The following is a 19882-nucleotide window of genomic DNA, read 5'->3' as shown; positions in this document are numbered from 1 at the left end:
ACCGCCGCGCCTTGGGGCACGGTGGAGTGACGCGTGACGCGCCCGTCACGGCCGAGAGGAGTACCCGCATGTCCAACCACACGTACCGGGTCACCGAGATCGTCGGCACCTCTCACGAGGGCATCGACCAGGCCATCCGCAACGGCGTCGCCCGCGCCGCGCAGACCCTGCGCAGCCTCGACTGGTTCGAGGTGACACAGGTCAGGGGCCAGATCGAGAACGGGCAGATCGAGCACTTCCAGGTCGGCCTGAAGGTCGGCTTCCGCATCGAGGACGAGGACTGACCGCCTGAGCTACCGCGGGCGCACCGCGTAGGTCAGGTGTGTCACCCGCGACGACGGCTGCGGACGGACCGGTTCCAGCGCGATCCTGGACGCGTCCACGCCGTCGAACAGCCGGGTGCCGGTGCCGAAGAGCACCGGTGACAGCGTGATCGAGAACTCGTCGACCAGGCCCGCGTTCAGGTACTCCAGGATGGTCGCGCCGCCGCCCGCGATGCGCACGTCGCGGTCGCCGGCGGCGGCGCGGGCCTGGTCGAGGGCGTGCTCGATGCCGTCGTCGACGAAGTGGAAGGTGGTGCCGCCGGGCCGCTCCCACGGGTCGCGCTTGGTGTGCGTCACCACGAAGACCGGGGTGTGGAAGGGCGCCTCCTCCGGCCAGGACCGCTCGCCGAGGTCGAACATGCGCCGGCCCATGACGCTCGCGCCGGTCCGCTCGAACGTCTCCCGCGCGATGTCGTTGTCGAGGCCCTCCTCGCCGCCCTCGCCCAGCCCCAGGTTCTCCCGGAAGAACCGCAGCGGGAACACCCACTGCTGCAGCTCCGTCCACTGCCCCATCCACCGGCGCACATCCGGGTCGTCCCGTCTCCCGGGCGCGAAGAGCGTGTCCTGGTCGGGCACCGGCTCGGGTGCCACGAAGCCGTCCAGGGACATCGACACGCTGAAGAACACCTTCCCGGCCATCAGCCCTCCGCCTCCTTCCGCGCGAGGTCGGTGACGTAGGCCGCGAGGCTGCCCAGAGTCTGCTCGCCGCCCTCGACCGCGTGGTACTTCTCGGCCGCCTCGTCGCGCAGTTCCCTGGTGGGGAACACCGTGCGCATGACGATCCTGGTCGCCGTGCCGTCCGCCGCGAGGGTCAGGACCGACTCGAAGGCGTTCGGGTCGTCGCGGGTCTCGCCGTGCAGCAGCTCGATCCGCTCCGGCGGGACGATCCGCGTCCAGCGGATCCACTCGGAGTAGTCGGTCCCGTCCGGTCCGTGCAGCACGAAGGTCCACTCGCCGCCCTCGCGGAACTCGAAGGACCGCGTGGTGGTGGTGAACCCGTCGGGCCCCCACCACCGTGACAGATGCCGGACCTCGGTGAACGCCTCGAACACCAGCTCCTGCGGGGCGTCGACGACCCGGGAGACCACGATCTCCCGGTCGGCCGTGGCCGACTCCGCCCCCGCCCCGGTTTCCTGCCTTGTCCCTGCCATCGGTCAGTCCTCCTGCCGTGCCTGCTTGAGGTCCTGCACATAGGTGTCCAGCCGGTCGAAGCTCTCGTTCCAGTACCGCTCGAATCCGCCGGCCCACTCGTGGACGGGCCGCAGCCCGCGGGCGTCCAGGCCGTACAGCCGCTGCTTGCCCGCCTCGCGGACCCGCACCAGGCCTACCTCCCGGAGCACCCGCAGATGCTTGGACGCCCCAGGCTGGCTCATCCCCAGCTCGTGCGCCAGCTCGGTCACCGGCCGCTCGCCCGCCCGCAGCAGCGCCAGGATCTCCCGGCGCTGCGGCTCGGCGATCGCGTTGAAGACGTCCGACGTCGTCGCTGCTCGTGCCATGACAACCATCGTATGCCGATATGGGAATGCGTCAAGCCGGGCGGGACCCGGGCGCGTCCTGCGGGACGGCGCGGGTACGGCCCTCTCAGGTCCGGCCCTCCCCCTCCTGCGCCGACTCCAGCGCGGCGGAGGGGGCGGTCCAGCGGGCCCGGACGACCCTGAACCCGGCGCTCTCGGCGTCGTCGCACACCAACTCGTCGTCGTCCACGAGCACCCGGATGTCCCGGTCCCGGGCGAGCCGCTTGAGGATCTCCAGCTTGGTGCGCCGGGCGGGCCTGCGGTCGTCGTTGCGGCGCATGAAGACCCGTCCCTCGGGCAGCCCCTGTGCGGCGAGCCAGTCGAGAGTGTCGCGCCGGCAGCGCTCGGGCCGCCCGGTCAGATAGACGACCTCGCACTCCTCGGCACACTCCAGCGCGAGCGCGACGCCCTCCGCCAACGGCGGGTCCTCGGGCGCGGCGCCGAAGAACCCGTCCCAGTCGCGCGGCCTGTTCTCCAGGAACCGCTGCCGGTGGGCCGTGTCGGCGAGAGTGTTGTCGAGGTCGAACACGGCGAGGGGCCGCCTGCTGTCAGCTGTCACCGGGCCACCTTAGACAGCCCCCGCACCCCGGCGGCGACCGCCCGAGGCCCTGGCCTCATGCTTCTCGTATGTCTGCCCCGACTCCCGTTCCCCGTACGTTTCTCATAGGTGCCGCGCGAGACCGGCCCTGCACCCTGGTCGTCTGCCGGGGCTGCTGCTGCGGCGACCCGCGCAAACACCCGGGCACGGACCACGCCTGGCAGTTGGAACGGCTGCGGGCCGGGGCCGCCGAGCACGGTTTCGCGGTGCGTACGACGGACTGCCTCGGCCCGTGCGACCAGGCCAACGTGATCGTCGTCCAGCCGTCGGCCGCGGGGCGGCGGGCCGGCGGGCGGCCGACCTGGGTCGGGTTCGCGATGGACGACGACTGCACGGAAGAGGTGCTGGAGTGGGCGGCGGCGGGCGGGCCGGGGCTCGCGGAGCCGCCCGTGACGCTGGAGCTGCAGTTCATCGACCCGCCACGGGACGCGCGCGTGCGGTCGCGGCGGTGAGCGCTCCGGGCGGCTCGGGGAATGCCGGGGCCTCGCGGGCGTTGAACCTGATGTGAGCTCCTTGATCGCCTCGACTCCTTTCTCCGTACTCGACCGCTCCCGCACCCGAGAGGGGCACCCGCCCGCCGAGGCGCTGCGTGACACGGTGGAGTTGGCGCGGGAGATCGAGGGGCTGGGATATCACCGGTTCTGGGTGTCGGAGCACCACGGTGTGCCAGGGGTCGCCGGTTCCGCGCCGACCGTGCTGGCCGCCGCCGTCGCCTCGGCCACCCGGTCCATCCGCGTCGGGACGGGCGGGGTGATGCTGCCCAACCACCAACCCCTGCTCGTGGCCGAGCAGTTCGGGGTGCTGGAGTCGCTGTTCCCGGGCCGGATCGACATGGGCCTGGGCCGCTCGGTCGGCTTCACCGACGGTGTGCGCAAGGCATTGGGCCGCGACAAGGACGACGCCGACGACTTCGCCGGGCAACTCGACGAACTCCTCGGCTGGTTCCGGGGCACCTCCCCCACGGGCGCCCACGCACGACCCTCGGAGGGCCTCGCCGTCCCACCGTTCGTGCTCGCGATGGGCGAGGGCGCCGACATCGCGGCCCGGGCCGGTCTGCCGATGGTGATCGGCGACCTGCGCAACCGGGAGAAGATGCGCCGCGGCATCGACCACTACCGCGCCCGGTTCCGCCCCTCCCTCTGGGCCGCCGAGCCGTATGTCGTCATCTCGGGCACGATCGCCGTGGCCGCCACCCCCGAGGCGGCCCGCCAGCTCCTCGTGCCGGAGGCCTGGTCGATGGCGTACTCGCGCACCCACGGCACGTTCCCGCCGCTGCCGCCCGCCGAGCGGGTGGAGCAACTGGCCATGTCCGACAAGGAGTCCGGCTTCTACGAGGCCGGGCTCACCGGACAGCTCGCGGGCACCGAGGAGCAGGTGGCCCACGAGCTGGAGACGGTGCTGAAGGAGACCGGCGCGGACGAGGTCCTCGTCACCACCAGCACCTACGACCGCGAAGCGCTGCTGGACTCCTACCGGCGGCTCGCCCGCGTCGCCTCGCTCACAGGGCTCACGGGGTGAGCACCATCCGGAAACGCGCGGCCCCGGACAGCATCCGCTCATAGGCCTCCCCGACCCGGTCCAGGGGTACGGTCTCCACCATCGGGCGGATGCCGTGCAGAACGCTGAAGGCCAGCGTGTCCTGCACGTCCTGCGCGGTGCCGGACGGATGGCCCCGAACCACCTTGCCGGGCATGATCAGTTGGAGCGGGCTGATCCCCAGCGGCGCGTTGTCCGCCCCGATGACCACCAGCTCACCGCGGTGCCTCAGCCCCTCCACGGTCGCCGCGGCGGCGTCGGCGTTGCCCGCCGTGGCCAGGACCACCTTCGCGCCGCCCAACGCCCGCAGCGCCTGGGCGACTTCGGTGTCCGCCGTGCTGTCGATGTAGTGGTGCGCGCCCAACTGCTTGGCGAAGTCCGCCTTTTCGGCGCCGCGCGCGATCGCCACGGTCTCGAACCCCATCGCGACCGCGTACTGCACACCGAGGTGACCGAGACCGCCGAGTCCGAGTACGGCCACCAGGTCGCCCGGCCCCGCCGCGCTGCGCCGCAGCCCGTTGAAGGTGGTCACGCCCGCGCAGCCCATGGGTGCGGCGGCGGTCGCCGACAGACCCTCGGGGATCCTGGCGAGCGCGTCGACCGGCGCGACCGTCATCTCGGCGAAGCCGCCGTCGTACGCCCAGCCGGGCACCTTCAGGTTCTCGCAGACGATGAAGTCGCCCTGCCGGCAGGGGGTGCAGTAGCCGCAGCTGCCGCCGAACCAGCCGACCGCCACCCGGTCGCCGACCCGCCAGCCCCGGTCCGAGGTGCCCTCGCCGAGCGCGTCGATCCGTCCGGCGATCTCGTGCCCGGTGACGAGCGGGAAGCTCACGCCGGGCACCCCGGCGTCGACGAAGAAGGTGTCGCTGTGGCAGATCCCGCAGGCCTCCACGGCGATCCGCACATGGCCCGGCCCCGGTTGCTGCATCTCACGCCCGACGACCTCGAACCCGCCGCCGGCGACGGCGACTTGCGCGACCCGATAGCTGCTCATACCTGTCTCCCGGATGGATGCGAACACGGCCGGGCCGGGCGCCGGCCGTGTTCGGGGCGCAGGCGACTGTGCGGCGACCGCTTTCCGTGTCTTCCAACGTGGCACAGCACGGACACCACCGCACCCCCGCAGGTCAGCGGGCGTCACCCGGCGGGGTCGCATAGACTCGCCGGGTCATGCGCAGACCCCACGACCCCTACGTCCGCGTCCGCGGCGCCCGCGAGCACAACCTCCAGGGCGTCGACGTCGACATCCCACGGGACGTGCTGGCCGTGTTCACGGGCGTCTCCGGCTCCGGGAAGTCCTCCCTCGCCTTCGGCACGATCTACGCCGAGGCCCAGCGCCGCTACTTCGAGTCGGTCGCGCCGTACGCCCGCAGGCTGATCCACCAGATCGGCGCCCCGAAGGTCCGCGAGATCACCGGCCTCCCGCCCGCCGTCTCGCTCCAGCAGCGCCGCTCGACCCCCACCTCCCGCTCCTCGGTGGGTACGGTCACCAGCCTCTCCAACTCTCTCCGCATGCTGTTCTCCCGCGCGGGCGACTATCCGCCCGGCGCCGAACGCCTCGACTCGGACGCCTTCTCGCCCAATACGGCGGCGGGCGCGTGCCCCGAGTGCCACGGCCTCGGCCGGGTGCACCGCACGACCGAGGAGTCCCTGGTCCCCGACCCCTCCCTCTCGATCCGCGAGGGCGCGATCGCCGCCTGGCCGGGCGCCTGGCAGGGCAAGAACCTGCGCGACATCCTCGACACCCTCGGCCACGACGTGGACGTGCCGTGGCGGGAACTCCCCGCCGAGGAGCGGGAGTGGATCCTGTTCACGGACGAGCAGCCGGTGGTCACGGTCCATCCGGTCCGGGACGCCGACCGCATCCAACGCCCGTACCAGGGCACGTACATGAGCGCCCGCCGCTACGTCATGAAGACCTTCTCGGACACGAAGAGCCCCACGCTCCGTGCCAAGGCGGAGCGCTTCCTGACCAGCGCCCCCTGCCCGGTCTGTGGAGGCAGGAGACTGCGCGCCGAATCCCTGGCCGTGACCGTGGCGGGCCGCACGATCGCCGACCTGGCCGCGCTGCCGCTGGCGGAGTTGGCGGGCACGCTGGGCGGCACCTCGGAGGCGGCACGCGTCCTCACCGAGGACCTCACATCCCGCATCGCCCCCGTCCTCGAACTCGGCCTCGGCTATCTCAGTCTGGACCGCGCGACCCCCACCCTCTCGGCCGGCGAGCTCCAACGCCTGCGCCTGGCAACGCAGTTGCGCTCCGGACTCTTCGGTGTCGTCTACGTCCTCGACGAGCCGTCCGCCGGACTGCACCCCGCCGACACCGAGGCCCTGCTCACGGTGCTGGACCGACTGAGGGCCGCGGGCAACTCGGTGTTCGTCGTGGAGCACCACCTCGACGTGATGCGCGCCGCCGACTGGCTGGTGGACGTGGGTCCGCTGGCCGGCGAGCACGGTGGGCGGGTGCTGCACAGCGGCCCGGTGGCCGACCTGGCGAAGGTGAAGGAGTCGGCGACGGCCCGCTTCCTCTTCGACCGCTCCCCCGTAGCCGCCCGTGAAGTCCGTTCGCCACGAGGCGCGTTGAAGGTCGGCCCGATCACCCGGCACAACCTGCGGGACGTGACCGCGGAGTTCCCGTTGGGCGTGTTCACCGCCGTCACCGGCGTGTCCGGCTCCGGGAAGTCCACACTGATCGGCGAGATCACGGAGGAACTGCCGGGCGTGGGACGCCTGGTGTCGGTCGATCAGAAACCGATCGGCCGCACCCCGCGCTCGAACCTCGCCACCTACACCGGTCTCTTCGACGTCGTCCGCAAGGTGTTCGCGGCCACGGACGAGGCACGGCAACGGGGTTACGGCGTAGGGCGGTTCTCCTTCAACGTGCCGGGCGGGCGCTGCGAGACCTGCCAGGGCGAGGGATTCGTCAGCGTCGAGCTGCTCTTCCTCCCGAGCACCTACGCGCCCTGCCCGGACTGCGACGGCGCCCGCTACAACCCCGAGACCCTCCAAGTGACGTACCGGGGACGGAACATCGCGCAGGTGCTCGACCTGACGGTGGAGGCCGCGGCGGGCTTCTTCGCGGACACGGACAGCCCGGCCGTGGCCCGCAGTCTCACCACACTCCTGGACGTCGGCCTCGGTTACCTCCGGCTGGGCCAGCCCGCCACCGAGCTCTCCGGCGGCGAGGCCCAACGCATCAAGCTGGCCGGCGAGTTGCAGCGCACCCGACGCGGCCACACCTTTTACCTGCTCGACGAACCGACCACCGGCCTCCACCCGGCCGACGTCGAGGTCCTGCTACGGCAACTCCACGGACTGGTCGACGCGGGCCACACCGTGGTGGTGGTCGAGCACGACATGGCGGTGGTGGCGGGCGCGGACTGGGTGATCGACATGGGCCCGGGCGGCGGGGACGAGGGCGGCGGGATTGTGGCAACGGGCCCGCCGAGGGATGTGGCAGGGGCGCCGGGGAGCGCTACGGCTCCCTATCTGGCAAACGCCCTCGCATAGTCACCCCTTGTCGTCAGGGGCGCGGGGAACTGCGCGACCAGCCCCCACGCACCCGCAGCCGAGGTCCTAGCCCAGCAAACCGGCCGCCAAATCACGCGGCAACCCATGAGTGTCGTGCAGATATCGAAAGTCGTCCTCACTCAGCGGCCCCCGAAACTCCGGCCGCGACAACACCCGCCGCCCCCGCTCCAGCAGCAGACCGAACCGCCGCTCCTCGTCCATCAACACGTCCCGCACGACATCGCCCCCGAACGACTGCCGGAAATGGTCAAGCGTGTGCTCGACAAGCTCCACCGGCAGATCACCCAGCGTGCGCGAAGGATCATCGCGCCGCAGCACCGTGAGCAACCGCCGCACCAGCCGCCGTAGGACATACCCTCGCCCCGTGTTGGAGGGCCGTACCCCGTCTCCAAGGACCACGACGCTCGACCGCAGATGGTCGCAGACCACCCGCACGGACTCCTCGTCCAGATGCCACAGCGGCGGAACCAGCCGCATCCACGGCTCGAACAGATCCGTCTCATAGACCGAGCGGCATCCTTGGAGGACGGAGACGAACCGCTCCAACCCCATCCCCGTGTCGACGTTGACCTGCCGCAGCGGCACGAGCTCGCCGTCCTCGCCGCGTTCGTAGCGCATGTGCACGTGGTTCCAGATCTCCACCCAGCGCGAGTCGGTGGTCGGGCTCCCCTCCGGCGGGCCGTCGCCGGTCCAGAAGAAGATCTCGGAGTCGGGGCCGCAGGGGCCGGTCGGTCCGTTGGACCACCAGTTCTCGTCCCGGGTCGGTTCCACGGGCAGGCCCAACTCCCGCCAGGTGTGCAGGGATTCGAGGTCGGGGCCGAGCTGTTCGTCGCCGCCGAAGACCGTGACGTACAGCTTCTCCGGCGCGATGCCGAAGCCGTCGCGGAGGAGTTCGTAGCCCCAGCGCAGGCTCTGCGGATGGTCGTAGTCGCCCAGCGACCAGGAGCCGAGCATCTCGAACACGGTCAGGTGGGTGGGGTCGCCGACCTCGTCGAGGTCGGTGGTGCGCAGACAGCGCTGGACGTTGACCAGGCGTCGGCCCTGTGGATGGGGGCGGCCCTGGAGGTACGGCGTGAGCGGGTGCATGCCGGAGGTGGTGAACAGGACCGGGTCGGAGGGCGGTGGCAGGAGGGTGCTGCCGGTGATCGGCTCGTGCCCGCGTTCACGGTAGAAGTCGAGGAACGTGCGGACGGTGTCGTCGGTGTTCACGGCGATGGGTCCTTCGGGTCGGGTGGGGACCGGAAAGGAACCGCGGGGAGGCCTGTGAGGAGGCTGGAAACGACACGTCCCGGCGGTCCGTTTCCGGCCGCCGGGAGAGGTGGGTGAGGTCAGGCGTCGGCGGCCGGCGAGCTGGTCGCTCGCGCGGTCGCAGTGTCGGTGTGCCTGATGATCCTCATGGCCGCCACGCTAGCAGGACGCCTCCGCGTCGTCCTGCGAATTTTCACCGGGGTCCGCGCCACCGAGGTGCAGTGGTCCGGGTGGTGGGCCCGGCCCGAGACCCCGGTCTGCGCGGCGTGGGCGAGCGAGCGGCGGTCGGGGTGACTGCCGGGCGCGATGGTCTCCCCCACCTCGACCTCGGCGACCAGTCCGCGCGCCGACACCACCCGCCACACCGAGGTGAGCAGCGAGTCACTGCCGACGAAGGCGGGCGCGGTGCTGGCCGTGCCGCCGTCGGTGACGTAGTGCAGGCCGACCGGCTGGACGGGTACCCCGGCGTCCAGCGCGGCCTGGAAGACGGCCCGCCGGAAGTGCCCCTGGGCCAGGCCGCACCAGGTGCTGCCCTCGGGGAAGACGGCGACCGCTCCGCCGGCGCGCAGGGCGCCCGAGACGGCCGCGACCGTCTCGGGGAGGGCGCGCAGTCGGTCGCGGTCGATGAAGAGGGCGCCGCTGCCGGCGGTGAGCGTGCCGGCCACGGGCCAGTGCCGGATCTCGGCCTTGGCCAGCATGCGGGCAGGGCGTACGGCGGCCATCAGCGGGATGTCCAGCCACGAGATGTGGTTGGCGACCAGCAGCAGTCCGCCGGTGGGCGTGGTGCTGCCGGTGATCCGGAGCCGGATGCCGGCGGCCCGGACGATCGTCCGGCACCACCAGCGCACCACGCGGGCCGGGATGCGCGCGCCGATGGGGGTGAGGGCGGCGCCCGCGGCCACCACGACCAGTACGGCCACGAATCTCAGCACGGCGCGCGGTACGGCCGTGACGGACCCCGTCGACCCGATGCACGTCCTGGGGGTGCAGGGCGCGCTGGGCAGCCAGACGCTCATCAGGCCGGGACGAGCGAGAGGAAGTGCCGCAGATAGCGCGGGTTGACCCGGCGCATCGACAGCAGCACGTACAGGTCGGCGACCCCGAAGTCCGGGTCGTGGGCGGGCTCGCCGCAGACCCAGGCGCCGAGGCGGACGTAGCCGCGCAGCAGCGGCGGGAATTCGACGCGGTCGGTGGGGCGGGTGACGCCGTCCGGGCTCCAGGGCACCAGCGGCCGTACCCGGAACTCCTCGGGGGCGAGGTGCTTTGCGGCGACCCGGTCCCAGGTGCCGGCGGCGAGGGCGCCGCCGTCGGCGAGCGGGACGGAGCAGCAGCCGGCCAGCCATTCGTGGCCGCGGTCGACCATGTAGCGGGCTATGCCGGCCCAGATGAGGCCGATGACCGTGCCGTCGCGGTGGTCGGGGTGGACGCAGGAACGGCCGACCTCGACGAGGCCCGGGCGGATCGGGTCGAGGGGGGCGAGGTCGAACTCGCTCTCCGAGTAGAGCCGTCCGGCGACCGCGGCGCGCTCCGGCGGCAGCAGGCGGTAGGTGCCGACCACCTGGCCGGTGACCGTGTCGCGGACGAGGAGGTGGTCGCAGTAGGCGTCGAAGGCGTCCACGTCCAGGCCGGGCTGCGGGCTGGACAGGCGGGCGCCCATCTCCCCGGCGAAGACGTCGTGCCGCAGCCGCTGCACGGCGCGCACATCGTCCTCGTCACGGGCGAGCGTGACGGTGTAGCGGGTCGGCGCGGCGGGCTGCGCGGGACGGTCGAGGGTGGAAACGCCGGTCATGGCTCTCCCTGATCACGGGCCGGGTTCGGCGGTGGAACTGGCTGGCCGGTTCCGTATGTCCGGTCGCAACAGTTCTTCCGATGCCGGGCGTCCTGCGCGTGACCTGTGCCCGGAGCAGGGATGTGGGGTTGTTGAACGGCGCCCCACACCAAGCCCTCAGGGTATGCCGCCCACTTCGGCGGGGCGCACCGCCCCAGCCACTCCCGGGCCTCGCCGGCACCGAGCACCCGCTCCAGCACCAGGTCACCGGCCATGCCGGGGAAGAAGCGGACGGCGACCCACCCTCGCTTGTACGGCGGCGGATCGAGGACCACCACCCGTACGCCGTCAACGACCGGGATGTCGGCGGGAGTTCCCTCGTTCCACACCCACTCGCCGCCAGGGGTCGCGAGGTTGAAGGCCCCGGCGGTCGGCACCTGTCCCGGGGCGTCCAGCACACGGCCGCATCCTGGGCTGGGGGCGCCTGTCCGGGCACGTGTCGCCCACGGTGCCTGACGGGACCGGGCTTGAGCACCACTCCCGGTCCCGCCCGTCCGCACCTTGTCGGCGAACGTTCTTGTCCCGTACAGGGAGTTCGTAGGGCGGTTCAGCGCTTGGAGACCTTCCGCGTCGCCCGCAGCCACTCCTTGTTCATGCCGGTGATGGAGACCAGCGGGATGCCCTTCGGGCAGGCGGTGGCGCATTCGCCGGCCAGGGTGCAGCCGCCGAAGCCCTCGTCGTCCATCTGGGCCACCATGTCGAGGACGCGGGTCTCGCGCTCGGGGGCGCCCTGCGGGAGCACGTTGAGGTGGTTGATCTTGGCCGAAGTGAACAGCATCGCGGCGCCGTTGGGACACGCGGCCACGCACGCCCCGCAGCCGATGCACTCGGCGTGCTCGAAGGCGAAGTCGGCGTCCGGTTTGGGGACGGGGGTGGCGTGGGCCTCGGGGGCCGCACCCGTCGGCGCGGTGATGTAACCGCCGGCCTGGATGATCCGGTCGAAGGCCGAGCGGTCCACGACGAGGTCCTTGACGACCGGGAAGGCCGATGCGCGCCACGGTTCGATGTCGATCGTGTCGCCGTCCTCGAAGGACCGCATGTGCAGTTGGCAGGTGGTGGTGCGCTCGGGGCCGTGCGCGTCGCCGTTGATGACGAGGGAACAGGCGCCGCAGATGCCCTCACGGCAGTCGTGGTCGAAGGCGACCGGGTCCTCGCCCTTGAGGATGAGTTCCTCGTTGAGGGTGTCGAGCATCTCCAGGAACGACATGTCGCTGGAGATTCCGTCCACTTGGTAGGTGGACATGGCGCCTTCGGCGTCTGCGTTGCGTTGCCGCCAGACGCGCAGGGTGAGCTTCATGCGTAGCTCCGCTGAGTGGGGTGGACGTACTCGAAGACCAGGTCTTCCTTGTGCAGCACGGGAGATGAGCCCGTGCCGGTGAACTCCCAGGCGGCGGCGTAGCTGAACTCCTCGTCCCTGCGCGCCGCTTCGCCGTCCGGGGTCTGCGACTCCTCGCGGAAGTGGCCGCCGCAGGACTCGGCGCGGTTGAGTGCGTCGAGGCACATCAGCTCGGCGAGTTCGAGGTAGTCGACGACCCGGTTCGCCTTCTCCAGCGACTGGTTGAACTCCTCGCCGCTGCCCGGGACCTTGATCCGCCGCCAGAACTCCTCGCGGATCTGCGGGATGCGCTCCAGCGCCTTGCGCAGTCCGCTGTCGGTGCGGGCCATGCCGCAGAACTCCCACATGAGTTCGCCGACCTCGCGGTGGAAGGAGTCGGGGGTGCGGTCGCCGTCCACTGCAAGCAGCAGGTTGAGTCGGTCCTCCGTCTCGGCCAACACCTCCTGTACGGCGGGGTGTTCGACGCCGATCTCCTCGTGCCCGGGGTGCCGGGCGAGGTAGTCGTTGATGGTCGCCGGGAGCACGAAGTAGCCGTCGGCGAGGCCCTGCATCAGTGCGGAGGCGCCCAGGCGGTTGGCGCCGTGGTCGGAGAAGTTGGCCTCCCCGATCGCGAACAGGCCGGGGATCGTGGTCTGGAGGTCGTAGTCGACCCAGAGGCCGCCCATCGTGTAGTGCACGGCGGGGTAGATCCGCATCGGGACCGTGTACGGGTCCTCGGCGGTGATCCGGGCGTACATGTCGAAGAGGTTGCCGTACTTCTCCTCGACGGCCTTGCGGCCCATCCGGGCGATGGCGTCGGCGAAGTCGAGGTAGACGCCCTGGCCGCCGGGGCCGACCCCCCGCCCCTCGTCGCAGACGTTCTTCGCGGCGCGGGAGGCGATGTCGCGCGGCACGAGGTTGCCGAAGGACGGGTAGATGCGCTCCAGGTAGTAGTCGCGCTCGTCCTCGGGGATCTGGTTCGGCGGGCGCCCGTCCCCCTTCGCCTTCGGCACCCAGATCCGGCCGTCGTTGCGCAGCGACTCGCTCATCAGGGTCAGCTTGGACTGGTGCTCGCCGGTGCGCGGGATGCAGGTGGGGTGGATCTGTGTGAAGCACGGGTTGGCGAAGAGCGCGCCGCGCCGGTGGGCCCGCCAGACGGCGGTGGCGTTGGAGTTCATGGCGTTCGTCGACAGGTAGAAGACGTTGCCGTAGCCGCCGCTGGCCAGGACGACGGCGTCCGCGAAGTACGTGTCGATACGGCCGCTGATGAGATCGCGCGCCACGATCCCGCGCGCCTTCCCGTCGATGACGATCAGGTCGAGCATCTCGGTGCGCGGGTGCATCTCGATGTTCCCGGCGGCGATCTGCCGGGACAGCGCCTGGTAGGCGCCGAGGAGCAGTTGCTGGCCCGTCTGGCCGCGCGCGTAGAAGGTCCTCGACACCTGCACTCCGCCGAAGGAGCGGGTGTCGAGGAGACCTCCGTACTCCCGCGCGAACGGCACGCCCTGCGCCACGCACTGGTCGATGATCTCCACCGAAATCTGCGCCAGGCGGTGGACGTTGGACTCACGGGCCCTGAAGTCGCCGCCCTTGACGGTGTCGTAGAAGAGGCGGTGGACGGAGTCGCCGTCGTTGCGGTAGTTCTTCGCCGCGTTGATGCCGCCCTGGGCGGCGATGGAGTGGGCGCGGCGCGGGGAGTCCTGATAGCAGAACTGGACGACGTGGTAGCCCTGTTCGGCGAGCGTGGCGCCGGCGGAGCCGCCCGCTAGGCCGGTGCCGACGACGATCACCGTGTGTTTGCGCCGGTTGGCCGGGTTGACGAGTTTGGCCTCGAAACGGCGGGTGTCCCAGCGCTCGTTGATCGGGCCGTTGGGTGCCTTGGTGTCGGTGACGGGTTCCCCGGTCGTGAAGTCCGCGTATTCAAGGGTCATTTCAGCTCACCACTCCGGTCATGACGCCCACGGGCACCGCGATGAAGCCGGCCGTGAGCAGCAGCGCGAGGACATTGGCGATCGTCTTCAGGGCGCGGTCGCGGCTGCGGCTGCCCGCGCCGAGGGTCTGGGCCGCGCTCCAGAAGCCGTGCCGGACGTGCAGGCCGAGGGCGAGCATCGCGACGATGTAGATGGTGTCGCCGTACCAGGTGGAGAAGGTGTCCACGACGTTCTGGTACGGGTGGCCCTCCTGGAAGCCGCCCGAGTGCACGGTGCCGGTCGTCAGGTCGAGGACGTGCCAGACGATGAAGAGGGCGAGGATGATCCCGCCCCAGCGCATGGTGCGGGTGGCGTAGGTCGCGCGGGGTTTCTTGTGCACGTACTTGCTGGGGCGCGCCTTGATGTCGCGGCGGCTGAGCTGGTACGCGGAGACGGCGTGCGCGATGACGGCGACGACGAGGACGATCCGGATCAGCCAGAGCGTCCACTCGTAGTGCATGAAGGGTTCGCCGACGGTGCGCAGCCAGTGGGCGTAGTGGTTGAACTCTCCCGCGCCGAAGAAGATCTTCAGGTTCCCGATCATGTGGACGACCAGGTACAGCAGCATGATCAGGCCGCTGACCGCCATCACTGTCTTCTTGCCGACGGAGCTGTCCCACACCGTGCGCGCCATCGACGGCCGTCGGTCCGTCCGTGTTGCCAGAGCCATGCCTACGGACGTTAGGTGGCGGGAGGTCGATCGGTCCAAGACATGATCCACCTGGATTCCATAGGCTACGACTATCATGACTGCATGCAGTTCCAGCAGCTCCAGTACTTCGTGGCCGTCGCCGAGACCCGGCACTTCACCCGGGCCGCCGATGTGGTCCATGTCGCGCAGCCCTCGCTGTCCCAGCAGATCAAGGCGCTGGAGCGGGAGCTGGGGGCCGATCTGTTCCTGCGGGCGCGGGGCAACATCACGCTCACCGACGCGGGCGAGGCGCTGCTGCCGCTGGCCCGGCGGATCCTGGCCGACGCGGACACCGCCCGGCACGAGGTCCTCGAACTGGTGCAGCTGCGCAGCGGCCGGGTTCGGCTGGGCGCTACCCCGAGCCTGTGCACGGGCCTGCTGCCGGACGTGCTGCGCGCCTTCCACGACCGGTATCCGGGCATCCGGCTGCTGATCGAGGAGGGCGGTTCGCACGATCTCGTACGCGAACTCGCGCGCGGCGCCCTGGACTTGGCCCTGGTGGTGCTGCCGCTGCCCACTCCGTCTCCGGCACTGACGACCGTGGAGCTGCTCCGCGAGGACCTGGTGGTCGTGTCGTCACCGGAGGCGCCGGTGCCGGGCCGGGGGCGGACGGTGCGGATCTCCGATCTGGAGGGCGAGCGTCTGGTGATGTTCCGGCACGGCTACGACCTGCGCGAACTGACCGTCGCCGCGTGCCGCGCCGAGGGCTTCGAGCCCGACTTCGCGGTGGAGGGTGGCGAGATGGACGCCGTGCTCGGCTTCGTACGGGCGGGACTCGGCGTGGCCGTAGTCCCGCGGATGGTCGCGACGAAGTCCGGGCGGGGCCTGCGGGTGACCTCGCTGGCTCGGCCCGGACTGCACCGGACGATCGCGCTCGCGCATCGCAGCGATGTGGCTCCGCCGCGGGCCGCCAGAGAACTGCAGCGGATGCTGCTGGAGCGCTGATCGTCCGTACGATGAAACTTTCGCGTACGAGGGGGGAACCAGAGATGCGAAGAACATGGCTGGCCGGTGTGCCGCTGGTCGGGCTGATACTCACGGGGTGCTCGGGCTCGCCTGCCGACTCGGGGTGGCGGGCGTGGACCGCGTCCTACTCGGCTCAGGAGGGGCGCTGCGAGGCGACCAGTCATCAGCTCGTGTGCCGTACCGGCTCAGGTGGCTTCGTCGGGCGGTCGCAGGCCACCGGCAAGGTCAAGTGGACCGTCCCTCCGGCCGAGGGCGGCAAAGACGCCGACCTTGTCGTCGACTCGGCCGCCGAGCGGGCCGTGACCAGCTCCGGCGCGACGCTGAGCGCGGCCAATCTCCGTACGGGTAAAGCCGCTTGGACCCGTCAGCTGACCTACGGCTCCACCTTCCCGGTGGTCATCAGGGTGGCGGACGGGACCGTCTACGTGCTCGAGGCCCCGACGGAGGGCGCGAAGATCATCACCCTCGCCGCCTTCCGGGCCTCCGACGGCAAACCGCTGTGGCACCGCAGCATCGCGGCGGATCCGTACGGGGACATGGCCGTCTTCGGGGGCCGCGTCTACACCAGCGACGGCACCGAGGTCACCGCGCGCGACGCGCGTACCGGCGGCACCGTGGCGGCCAGTCCCCAGGGCGTCGAGTGCGACTACCTCATCGCCGGCGGCCACTACCTCGTGTGCACCGGCAGCCCGTACTCCGCCGAGGACACCTTTCCGCCACTCCAGCGCCTGGACCCCGGCACGCTCCGGCCGCTGAAGACGGCCGAGGACACGGGAGACAAGCCCGAGCGCGGGGTGATCTCGTCCGACGGTGTGCTCGTGCTCTACGAGGACAGCGCGGAGGACCCGGGCGGGGGCTCCTGGAACGCGTACGACCTCGTCCACCCCAAGAGGCTGTGGAGTTACGACAACACCACGGAGGAGGCGGAGTTGGCGGGTGACCGGTTCGTCACCTTCGCCCCGCGCGACGACGCCGCCGTCAGGGACCGGGTGATCTCGATCGCCCTGCGCGCCGGTCCGAAGGGGACCGGCGACGCCGCGCCGCACCTGTCCCCGCGGTACTCACAGGCGAGGGGCGGGGAATACCCCAGGCTCACCGTGCCGGCCGGCGACCCCGACCATGTCGTCGTGCAGGCGGCCACCCATCGCGGCCTGCGGTCGATCCCGCTGCCCTGAGGCAGCGGTCGCTCAGCCCGTCGCGTCCACCAGCGCCAGTTCGTGCAGCCGCTCCGGCGGGCCGGGGCGGGCGTAGTACCAGCCCTGGGCCGTGTCGCAGCCGAGTATCCGCAACTGCTCGGCCTGCGCGCCGGTTTCGACGCCCTCGACCGTCACCGCGAGGTTCAGGCTGTGGGCGAGGGAGACGATGCCCTCGACGATCTTGAGGTCGACGGGGTCGGCCGGGAACTGCTGCATGCCCTGGGTGAAGGAGCGGTCCAGTTTGAGGATGCTCACCGGCAGGCGGCGGAGGTTGGCGAGGTTGGAGTAGCCGGTGCCGAAGTCGTCGAGGGCGATGTCGACGCCCATCTCGGCGAGGCGCCTCAGCGGCTTGAGCAGGTCGTCGTCGGCGCCGATGAGCGCGGACTCGGTGACCTCCAGGCAGAGGGCGTCGGGGCTGACGCCCGCGCGCTCCAGGATGTCGACGGTGTCCTGCACCAGGCCGGGGTGGCTGAGCTGGCAGGGCGAGAGGTTGACGTTGATGCGCAGCGGGCCGGTGGCGTCGTTGCCGCCGTGTCGTTCCTGCCACTGCTTGGCCTGCCGGACGGACTGGTCGAGGACCCAGCGGCCCAACGGCACGATCAGGCCGGTGTGTTCGGCGAGGGGGATGAACCGGTCGGGGCCCAGGACGCCGTGCTGCGGGTGCAGCCAGCGGACGAGGGCCTCGGCGCCGCGGACGCTGCCGTCGCCGAGATGGACGAGCGGCTGGTACTCGATGAAGAACTCGCCCCGGTCCAGGGCGGCCGGGAGTGCCGTGGTCAGACCGTGGCGCGTGATGGCGCGGGCGTCGGCCTCGGGGTCGGCGAGTTCGAAGCGGTTGCCGCCCGCCGACTTGGCCCGGTACATCGTGATGTCGGCGCTGCGCAGCACCTCCGCCGGGCCGCGCTCGCCGGCCGGTCCCTCGACGATGCCGATGGAGCCGCGCACGGTGAGGTCACGGCCGTCGATGCTGACGGGGGTGATGAGCGCGTTCATGATGCGGCCGGCGAGTTCGTCGACCTCGCGCTCGGTGTCGGGGCCGGTGGTCAGCGCCACGAACTCGTCGCCGCCGAGCCGGGCGACCATCTCGCCGGGCGCGGTCGCGCAGGACTGGAGCCGGTCGGCGACCTCGACGAGCAGCCGGTCGCCGGCCGCGTGGCCGAGGCTGTCGTTGATGGTCTTGAAGCCGTCGAGGTCGAGGTAGCACAGCCCGAACCGCTGGTTGTCGCCCGCGCCGAGCGCCTTCTCCAGGCGTTCGAAGAACAGGGTGCGGTTGGGGAGGCCGGTGAGGGCGTCGTGGGTGGCCTCGTAGCGCAGCCGCAGGTTCAGCAGCCGGCGCTCGGTGGTGTCCTCCATGAGAGCGAGCTGGTACTGCGGGTTGCCGTCGGCGTCGCGCAGCAGGGAGACGGTGAGGTTGGTCCACAGGACCGTTCCGTCAGGCCGGTAGAACGCCTTCTCGACGTGGTAGTGCTCGCGCTCGCCGCGGACGAGTTCGTCGTAGAGGGTCCAGGTCTGGGGCGCGTCGTCGGGGTGGGTCCACTCGCGGACGTTGCGTCCGCCCATGGTCTGGTCGGAGATCCCGAACATGCGCAGCAGCGCGCCGTTGACCTGGAGGATGTTTCCTTCGAGGTCGGCCATGCCGATCCCTATGGCCGCGCCCTCGAAGACCGCGCGGAAGCGGGCCTCCGTCGCGTGCAGGGCCTGCGCGACGACGCCCTGGGCCTGGAGGGCGGCCACCGAGATGGCCTCCTGTTCGGCGAGGGTGCGCTCGCGCAGCTCCTGGGCGAAGCCGGCGGCCATGGCGTGCTGGAGGCGGGCCGAGCGGATCCTCAGGTCCTCCTGGGAGCCGTCGCCGCCGCAGTAGAGCACCAGATAGGCGTCGACGCACTCCAGGGTGCGGCTGAGGGCGTCGGGGTCGGTGCAGTGCGCGGCGACGAGGGCGGCGCCGACCTGCTTGCCCTCCTCGGCCTCGAAGGTCCTGGCGCGCAGCGCCTCGCTCAACCGCCGTGCCAGCGGCAGGAGCAGCTCCTCGAACTCCGGCCGGGTGAGCGAGGTCGACGTCGCCGGGAACACCGCCCGGCTCCAGATGGTCGCGAACCTGCGCAGTCTGTCCTCCGGCCCGTCCGGCTCCGCGGTCACGCCGTGCGTCCTACGCCGGCGAAACCGGAGAAGGAAAACGGATCATCGTCCTCCGGTGCGGTGTCGGGCCGCCAGTCCGGCATCGGCACCAGTCCGGGTTCCACCATGTCGTACCCCTCGAAGAACCGCGCGATCTCGTCGCGCGAGCGCATGATCAGCGGATTGCGAATGTCCTTGTACACGTCGACCGCGCCCTCCGCCCGCTCCGGTGGCAACGGGATTCCCTCGTACGAGGCATGCGTGAGGATCAGCAGGCTGCCGGGCGCGAGTGCGTCACGCAGCTGTGCCACCGCTCCGTACGGGTCGTCCGCGTCTTCCACGAAGTGCAGTATGGCAACGAGCAGGAGGGCCACTGGCCGATTCACGTCGATCAGGCGCTGAACCTCGGCGCTCGCCAGGATCTCCTGGGGCTTGCGGAGGTCGGCCGCGACCACGTCCGCGGTCGCGTTGCCCGCGAGGACCGCCTGGCTGTGCGCGACCGCCACCGGGTCGTGGTCGACGTACATGACATGGGCGCCGGGGCTGGCCTGCTGGGCCACCTCGTGGACGTTTCCGAAAGTGGGAATTCCGGAGCCGATGTCGAGGAACTGGGTGATGCCCTCGACCGCCGCGAAGCGTACGGCGCGACGCATGAACGCCCGGTTCGCCTGCATGATCTTGGGAAGTCCCGGGAGGAACTCCATGGCCTTGCGGGCCGCCTCCCGGTCGACCTCGAAGTTGTGCGAACCGCCCAGGTAGTAGTCGTAGATACGCGAAACGCTCGGCACCGAGATGTCGATGCTTCGTGGTGCCCAGGCGGGACGCTCCATGTATCTCTCCAAGGCTTAGGCGATCCGGTGTTCGAGCTGAGGCTACTGATCGCCCGCCAAAGGAGCGAGCGGAAACGGAAATTGACCGTCCGTTCCCGGTCACTGCCCACGGCACGTGCCGAATTGACGTGCGGGGACACGCGGAGAGGCGCGCAGAATGCCGGAATTGCTGTACGGGAAATGCCAAAGCGGCCCGCCCCCTCCGTGCGGTGCGGAGGGGGCGG

20 protein-coding genes are annotated in these 19882 nt (G+C 71.0%); 6 read left to right on the top strand and 14 right to left on the bottom strand.

Features of this window, described 5'->3' with window-relative positions:
• Positions 1 to 68: 68 nt before the first annotated feature.
• Positions 69 to 284: a dodecin gene (locus tag ACWDEW_RS32095; protein WP_033279016.1), complete on the top strand. Its 216-nt coding sequence runs from the start codon at positions 69 to 71 to the stop codon at positions 282 to 284.
• 9 nt (positions 285 to 293) lie between these two features.
• Here ACWDEW_RS32095 and ACWDEW_RS32090 read toward each other — a convergent pair whose 3' ends face one another.
• The 4 genes from ACWDEW_RS32090 to ACWDEW_RS32075 form a co-directional block, all read right to left on the bottom strand.
• The gene (locus ACWDEW_RS32090; protein WP_450517397.1) at positions 294 to 962 is read right to left on the bottom strand and encodes a dihydrofolate reductase family protein; all 669 of its coding nucleotides are present in this window, start codon (positions 960 to 962) and stop codon (positions 294 to 296) included.
• On the bottom strand, positions 962 to 1474 hold the full coding sequence (locus ACWDEW_RS32085) for an SRPBCC family protein (protein ID WP_450517395.1): 513 nt from the start codon (positions 1472 to 1474) through the stop codon (positions 962 to 964). Before ACWDEW_RS32085 ends, ACWDEW_RS32090 begins: the two co-directional genes overlap by 1 nt.
• A gap of 3 nt (positions 1475 to 1477) precedes the next feature.
• Positions 1478 to 1819 (bottom strand): ArsR/SmtB family transcription factor, encoded by a 342-nt coding sequence (locus tag ACWDEW_RS32080; RefSeq protein WP_450517393.1) that lies wholly within the window; start codon positions 1817 to 1819, stop codon positions 1478 to 1480.
• An 85-nt stretch (positions 1820 to 1904) separates the two neighbouring features.
• Positions 1905 to 2396 (bottom strand): phosphatase domain-containing protein, encoded by a 492-nt coding sequence (locus ACWDEW_RS32075; RefSeq protein ID WP_450517391.1) that lies wholly within the window; start codon positions 2394 to 2396, stop codon positions 1905 to 1907.
• Positions 2397 to 2464: 68 nt separating this feature from the next.
• Between ACWDEW_RS32075 and ACWDEW_RS32070 the strand changes: the two genes are divergently transcribed.
• The gene (locus tag ACWDEW_RS32070; RefSeq protein ID WP_450517389.1) at positions 2465 to 2887 is read left to right on the top strand and encodes a (2Fe-2S) ferredoxin domain-containing protein; all 423 of its coding nucleotides are present in this window, start codon (positions 2465 to 2467) and stop codon (positions 2885 to 2887) included.
• A gap of 52 nt (positions 2888 to 2939) precedes the next feature.
• A complete protein-coding gene (locus ACWDEW_RS32065) occupies positions 2940 to 3953 on the top strand; it encodes an LLM class flavin-dependent oxidoreductase (protein ID WP_450517387.1) in 1014 nt (337 codons plus the stop codon).
• Here the strand turns inward: ACWDEW_RS32065 and ACWDEW_RS32060 are convergent.
• Positions 3943 to 4965: an alcohol dehydrogenase catalytic domain-containing protein gene (locus ACWDEW_RS32060; RefSeq protein ID WP_450517385.1), complete on the bottom strand. Its 1023-nt coding sequence runs from the start codon at positions 4963 to 4965 to the stop codon at positions 3943 to 3945. The two genes, ACWDEW_RS32065 and ACWDEW_RS32060, sit on opposite strands and share 11 nt — an antisense overlap.
• A 176-nt stretch (positions 4966 to 5141) precedes the next feature.
• On the opposite strand from ACWDEW_RS32060, the gene ACWDEW_RS32055 reads away from it, so the two are divergent.
• The gene (locus ACWDEW_RS32055) at positions 5142 to 7478 is read left to right on the top strand and encodes an ATP-binding cassette domain-containing protein (RefSeq protein WP_450517383.1); all 2337 of its coding nucleotides are present in this window, start codon (positions 5142 to 5144) and stop codon (positions 7476 to 7478) included.
• 66 nt (positions 7479 to 7544) lie between these two features.
• Here ACWDEW_RS32055 and ACWDEW_RS32050 read toward each other — a convergent pair whose 3' ends face one another.
• The 7 genes from ACWDEW_RS32050 to ACWDEW_RS32020 all read right to left on the bottom strand — a co-directional run bounded on the left by ACWDEW_RS32050 (position 7545) and on the right by ACWDEW_RS32020 (position 14494).
• Complete coding sequence (locus ACWDEW_RS32050) at positions 7545 to 8708, bottom strand: alanine--tRNA ligase-related protein (protein ID WP_450517381.1); 1164 nt, start codon at positions 8706 to 8708, stop codon at positions 7545 to 7547.
• Positions 8709 to 8827: 119 nt separating this feature from the next.
• Complete coding sequence (locus ACWDEW_RS32045) at positions 8828 to 9763, bottom strand: lysophospholipid acyltransferase family protein (protein ID WP_450517380.1); 936 nt, start codon at positions 9761 to 9763, stop codon at positions 8828 to 8830.
• Positions 9763 to 10536, bottom strand: coding sequence for a GNAT family N-acetyltransferase (locus ACWDEW_RS32040; RefSeq protein ID WP_450517378.1), 774 nt, complete (start codon positions 10534 to 10536; stop codon positions 9763 to 9765). Before ACWDEW_RS32040 ends, ACWDEW_RS32045 begins: the two co-directional genes overlap by 1 nt.
• Positions 10533 to 10973: a hypothetical protein gene (locus ACWDEW_RS32035; protein WP_450517376.1), complete on the bottom strand. Its 441-nt coding sequence runs from the start codon at positions 10971 to 10973 to the stop codon at positions 10533 to 10535. The genes ACWDEW_RS32040 and ACWDEW_RS32035 overlap by 4 nt, the downstream gene beginning before the upstream one ends.
• 149 nt (positions 10974 to 11122) lie before the next feature.
• Positions 11123 to 11872: a succinate dehydrogenase/fumarate reductase iron-sulfur subunit gene (locus tag ACWDEW_RS32030; protein WP_450517375.1), complete on the bottom strand. Its 750-nt coding sequence runs from the start codon at positions 11870 to 11872 to the stop codon at positions 11123 to 11125.
• Positions 11869 to 13821: a fumarate reductase/succinate dehydrogenase flavoprotein subunit gene (locus ACWDEW_RS32025; protein ID WP_450517374.1), complete on the bottom strand. Its 1953-nt coding sequence runs from the start codon at positions 13819 to 13821 to the stop codon at positions 11869 to 11871. The genes ACWDEW_RS32030 and ACWDEW_RS32025 overlap by 4 nt, the downstream gene beginning before the upstream one ends.
• A gap of 1 nt (position 13822) precedes the next feature.
• Positions 13823 to 14494, bottom strand: a complete 672-nt coding sequence (locus ACWDEW_RS32020; RefSeq protein ID WP_450517435.1) for a succinate dehydrogenase — start codon at positions 14492 to 14494, stop codon at positions 13823 to 13825.
• Between the two features lie 120 nt (positions 14495 to 14614).
• On the opposite strand from ACWDEW_RS32020, the gene ACWDEW_RS32015 reads away from it, so the two are divergent.
• Both ACWDEW_RS32015 and ACWDEW_RS32010 read left to right on the top strand, forming a co-directional pair.
• Entirely contained in the window at positions 14615 to 15496 is an 882-nt protein-coding gene (locus ACWDEW_RS32015) for a LysR family transcriptional regulator (RefSeq protein WP_450517372.1), read from the top strand.
• Between the two features lie 44 nt (positions 15497 to 15540).
• Positions 15541 to 16692 (top strand): outer membrane protein assembly factor BamB family protein, encoded by a 1152-nt coding sequence (locus ACWDEW_RS32010; RefSeq protein WP_450517370.1) that lies wholly within the window; start codon positions 15541 to 15543, stop codon positions 16690 to 16692.
• 12 nt (positions 16693 to 16704) lie between these two features.
• Here the strand turns inward: ACWDEW_RS32010 and ACWDEW_RS32005 are convergent, their stop codons facing one another.
• Both ACWDEW_RS32005 and ACWDEW_RS32000 read right to left on the bottom strand, forming a co-directional pair.
• Complete coding sequence (locus tag ACWDEW_RS32005; RefSeq protein WP_450517368.1) at positions 16705 to 18849, bottom strand: putative bifunctional diguanylate cyclase/phosphodiesterase; 2145 nt, start codon at positions 18847 to 18849, stop codon at positions 16705 to 16707.
• Positions 18846 to 19658 carry an SAM-dependent methyltransferase gene (locus tag ACWDEW_RS32000; RefSeq protein ID WP_450517367.1) on the bottom strand — a complete coding sequence of 271 codons (813 nt, stop codon included), beginning with the start codon at positions 19656 to 19658 and terminating at the stop codon, positions 18846 to 18848. The genes ACWDEW_RS32005 and ACWDEW_RS32000 overlap by 4 nt, the downstream gene beginning before the upstream one ends.
• Positions 19659 to 19882 lie beyond the last annotated feature (224 nt).

This window comes from Streptomyces sp. NPDC001100 (genome assembly GCF_053598575.1).
This window is presented reverse-complemented; position numbering and strand designations above follow the sequence as displayed.

Excerpts from the sequence above, each read along its gene's own strand:
- ACWDEW_RS32060 (WP_450517385.1), bottom strand. The coding sequence starts at position 4,965 with ATGAGCAGCTATCGGGTCGCGCAAGTCGCCGTCGCCGGCGGCGGGTTC.
- ACWDEW_RS32000 (WP_450517367.1), bottom strand. The coding sequence starts at position 19,658 with ATGGAGCGTCCCGCCTGGGCACCACGAAGCATCGACATCTCGGTGCCG.
- ACWDEW_RS32020 (WP_450517435.1), bottom strand. The coding sequence starts at position 14,494 with ATGGCGCGCACGGTGTGGGACAGCTCCGTCGGCAAGAAGACAGTGATG.
- ACWDEW_RS32015 (WP_450517372.1), top strand. The coding sequence starts at position 14,615 with ATGCAGTTCCAGCAGCTCCAGTACTTCGTGGCCGTCGCCGAGACCCGG.
- ACWDEW_RS32090 (WP_450517397.1), bottom strand. The coding sequence starts at position 962 with ATGGCCGGGAAGGTGTTCTTCAGCGTGTCGATGTCCCTGGACGGCTTC.
- ACWDEW_RS32095 (WP_033279016.1), top strand. The coding sequence starts at position 69 with ATGTCCAACCACACGTACCGGGTCACCGAGATCGTCGGCACCTCTCAC.
- ACWDEW_RS32025 (WP_450517374.1), bottom strand. The coding sequence starts at position 13,821 with ATGACCCTTGAATACGCGGACTTCACGACCGGGGAACCCGTCACCGAC.
- ACWDEW_RS32085 (WP_450517395.1), bottom strand. The coding sequence starts at position 1,474 with ATGGCAGGGACAAGGCAGGAAACCGGGGCGGGGGCGGAGTCGGCCACG.
- ACWDEW_RS32010 (WP_450517370.1), top strand. The coding sequence starts at position 15,541 with ATGCGAAGAACATGGCTGGCCGGTGTGCCGCTGGTCGGGCTGATACTC.
- ACWDEW_RS32045 (WP_450517380.1), bottom strand. The coding sequence starts at position 9,763 with ATGAGCGTCTGGCTGCCCAGCGCGCCCTGCACCCCCAGGACGTGCATC.
- ACWDEW_RS32030 (WP_450517375.1), bottom strand. The coding sequence starts at position 11,872 with ATGAAGCTCACCCTGCGCGTCTGGCGGCAACGCAACGCAGACGCCGAA.
- ACWDEW_RS32055 (WP_450517383.1), top strand. The coding sequence starts at position 5,142 with ATGCGCAGACCCCACGACCCCTACGTCCGCGTCCGCGGCGCCCGCGAG.
- ACWDEW_RS32080 (WP_450517393.1), bottom strand. The coding sequence starts at position 1,819 with ATGGCACGAGCAGCGACGACGTCGGACGTCTTCAACGCGATCGCCGAG.
- ACWDEW_RS32070 (WP_450517389.1), top strand. The coding sequence starts at position 2,465 with ATGTCTGCCCCGACTCCCGTTCCCCGTACGTTTCTCATAGGTGCCGCG.
- ACWDEW_RS32040 (WP_450517378.1), bottom strand. The coding sequence starts at position 10,536 with ATGACCGGCGTTTCCACCCTCGACCGTCCCGCGCAGCCCGCCGCGCCG.